1 rRNA gene is annotated in these 3084 nt (G+C 52.5%); it reads right to left on the bottom strand.

Going from position 1 to position 3084, the window contains the following annotated elements:
• Positions 1–38: 38 nt before the first annotated feature.
• Positions 39–2928, bottom strand: a 23S ribosomal RNA gene (locus AB5Z05_RS04210).
• Positions 2929–3084: the final 156 nt, after the last annotated feature.

The raw sequence follows: 3084 nt of genomic DNA, 5'->3' as shown, positions 1-3084 counted from the left end.
TATTTGCTACAAGCCTTAGAACACTTCTTGGGTGTTGTATGGTTAAGCCTCACGGGTAATTAGTATGGGTTAGCTCAACACGTCGCCGCGCTTACACACCCCACCTATCAACGTTGTGGTCTCCAACGGCCCTTTAGGACCCTCAAGGGGTCAGGGATGACTCATCTCAGGGCTCGCTTCCCGCTTAGATGCTTTCAGCGGTTATCGATTCCGAACTTAGCTACCGGGCAGTGCCACTGGCGTGACAACCCGAACACCAGAGGTTCGTTCACTCCGGTCCTCTCGTACTAGGAGCAACTCCCTTCAATCATCCAACGCCCACGGCAGATAGGGACCGAACTGTCTCACGACGTTCTGAACCCAGCTCGCGTACCACTTTAAATGGCGAACAGCCATACCCTTGGGACCGACTTCAGCCCCAGGATGTGATGAGCCGACATCGAGGTGCCAAACACCGCCGTCGATATGAACTCTTGGGCGGTATCAGCCTGTTATCCCCGGAGTACCTTTTATCCGTTGAGCGATGGCCCTTCCATTCAGAACCACCGGATCACTATGACCTACTTTCGTACCTGCTCGACCTGTCCGTCTCGCAGTTAAGCTGGCTTATGCCATTGCACTAACCTCCTGATGTCCGACCAGGATTAGCCAACCTTCGTGCTCCTCCGTTACTCTTTGGGAGGAGACCGCCCCAGTCAAACTACCCACCAGGCACTGTCCGCGAGCCCGATTCAGGGCCCTGCGTTAGAACATCAAACATACAAGGGTGGTATTTCAAGGACGGCTCCAGCGCAACTGGCGTCACGCCTTCAAAGCCTCCCACCTATCCTACACATGTAGGTTCAATGTTCAGTGCCAAGCTGTAGTAAAGGTTCACGGGGTCTTTCCGTCTAGCCGCGGGTACACCGCATCTTCACGGCGAATTCGATTTCACTGAGTCTCGGGTGGAGACAGCATGGCCATGGTTACACCATTCGTGCAGGTCGGAACTTACCCGACAAGGAATTTCGCTACCTTAGGACCGTTATAGTTACGGCCGCCGTTTACCGGGGCTTCGATCAAGAGCTTCGCTTGCGCTAACCCCATCAATTAACCTTCCGGCACCGGGCAGGTGTCACACCCTATACGTCCACTTTCGTGTTTGCAGAGTGCTGTGTTTTTGATAAACAGTCCCAGCCATCTGGTCACTGCGACTCCCAACTGCTCCATCCGCAAGGGACTTCACTGTCAGGAGCGAACCTTCTCCCGAAGTTACGGTTCTATTTTGCCTAGTTCCTTCACCCGAGTTCTCTCAAGCGCCTTGGTATTCTCTACCCGACCACCTGTGTCGGTTTGGGGTACGATGACTTGTAATCTGAAGCTTAGAGGCTTTTCCTGGAAGCAGGGCATCAATGGCTTCCGCACCGTAGTGCGTTCGTCTCGTGTCTCAGCGTTGTGTCTGCGGATTTGCCTACAAACACCACCTACGCACTTTCACCAGGACAACCGTCGCCTGGCCCACCTAGCCTTCTCCGTCCCCCCATCGCAATTACAAGTCGTGCAGGAATATTAACCTGCTTCCCATCGACTACGCCTTTCGGCCTCGCCTTAGGGGTCGACTCACCCTGCCCCGATTAACGTTGGACAGGAACCCTTGGTCTTCCGGCGAGGAGGCTTTTCACCCCCTTTATCGTTACTTACGTCAGCATTCGCACTTCTGATATCTCCAGCATACCTCTCGATACACCTTCGCAGACTTACAGAACGCTCCCCTACCACTCACACATAAGTGTGAATCCGCGGCTTCGGTGCCTGGTTTGAGCCCCGTTACATCTTCCGCGCAGGCCGACTCGACTAGTGAGCTATTACGCTTTCTTTAAATGATGGCTGCTTCTAAGCCAACATCCTAGCTGTCTGAGCCTTCCCACATCGTTTCCCACTTAACCAGAACTTTGGGACCTTAGCCGGCGGTCTGGGTTGTTTCCCTCTTCACGACGGACGTTAGCACCCGCCGTGTGTCTCCCGGATATTACTTACTGGTATTCGGAGTTTGCATGGGGTTGGTAAGTCGGGATGACCCCCTAGCCCAAACAGTGCTCTACCCCCAGTAGTATTCGTCCGAGGCGCTACCTAAATAGCTTTCGGGGAGAACCAGCTATCTCCGAGTTTGATTGGCCTTTCACCCCCAGCCACAGGTCATCCCCTAACTTTGCAACGTTAGTGGGTTCGGTCCTCCAGTTGATGTTACTCAACCTTCAACCTGCCCATGGCTAGATCACCCGGTTTCGGGTCTACACCTTGCAACTAGACGCCCAGTTAAGACTCGGTTTCCCTACGGCTCCCCTATACGGTTAACCTCGCTACAAAATGTAAGTCGCTGACCCATTATACAAAAGGTACGCAGTCACCCCGAAGGGCTCCCACTGCTTGTACGTACACGGTTTCAGGTTCTATTTCACTCCCCTCACAGGGGTTCTTTTCGCCTTTCCCTCACGGTACTGGTTCACTATCGGTCAGTCAGGAGTATTTAGCCTTGGAGGATGGTCCCCCCATATTCAGACAGGATGTCACGTGTCCCGCCCTACTCGATTTCACATCAAGGTTGTTTTCGTGTACGGGGCTATCACCCTGTATCGCCGGCCTTTCCAGGACCGTTCCACTAACTTCCAAGATGCTTAAGGGCTAATCCCCGTTCGCTCGCCGCTACTGAGGGAATCTCGGTTGATTTCTTTTCCTCGGGGTACTTAGATGTTTCAGTTCTCCCGGTTCGCCTCTGTTACCTATGTATTCAGTAACAGATACCCGAGTTATCTCGGGTGGGTTTCCCCATTCGGAAATCTGTGAGTAATAGCGTCTCTTACCGACTTCTCACAGCTTATCGCAGGTTAGTACGTCCTTCATCGCCTCTGACTGCCAAGGCATCCACCATGTACGCTTAGTCACTTAACCATACAACCCCAAGAAGTGTCGGTGAAACCGGCACAGCCTGTTGTTGTACAACAAGGACCAAATAAAATTTGGTTTTCGCCAAGAAGTTTCCAAAGCACTTGTAACAAATGTTTGAGAACTACTTTTTAAATCAGCTTTCCAGATTGTTAAAGAGCA

Origin of the sequence: Aeromonas sp. R2-4, from assembly GCF_040908365.1 — a bacterium.
Classification (GTDB): domain Bacteria; phylum Pseudomonadota; class Gammaproteobacteria; order Enterobacterales; family Aeromonadaceae; genus Aeromonas; species Aeromonas veronii.
Note: the sequence above shows the minus strand (reverse complement) of the source record. Positions and strands in the feature narration are given on the sequence as shown.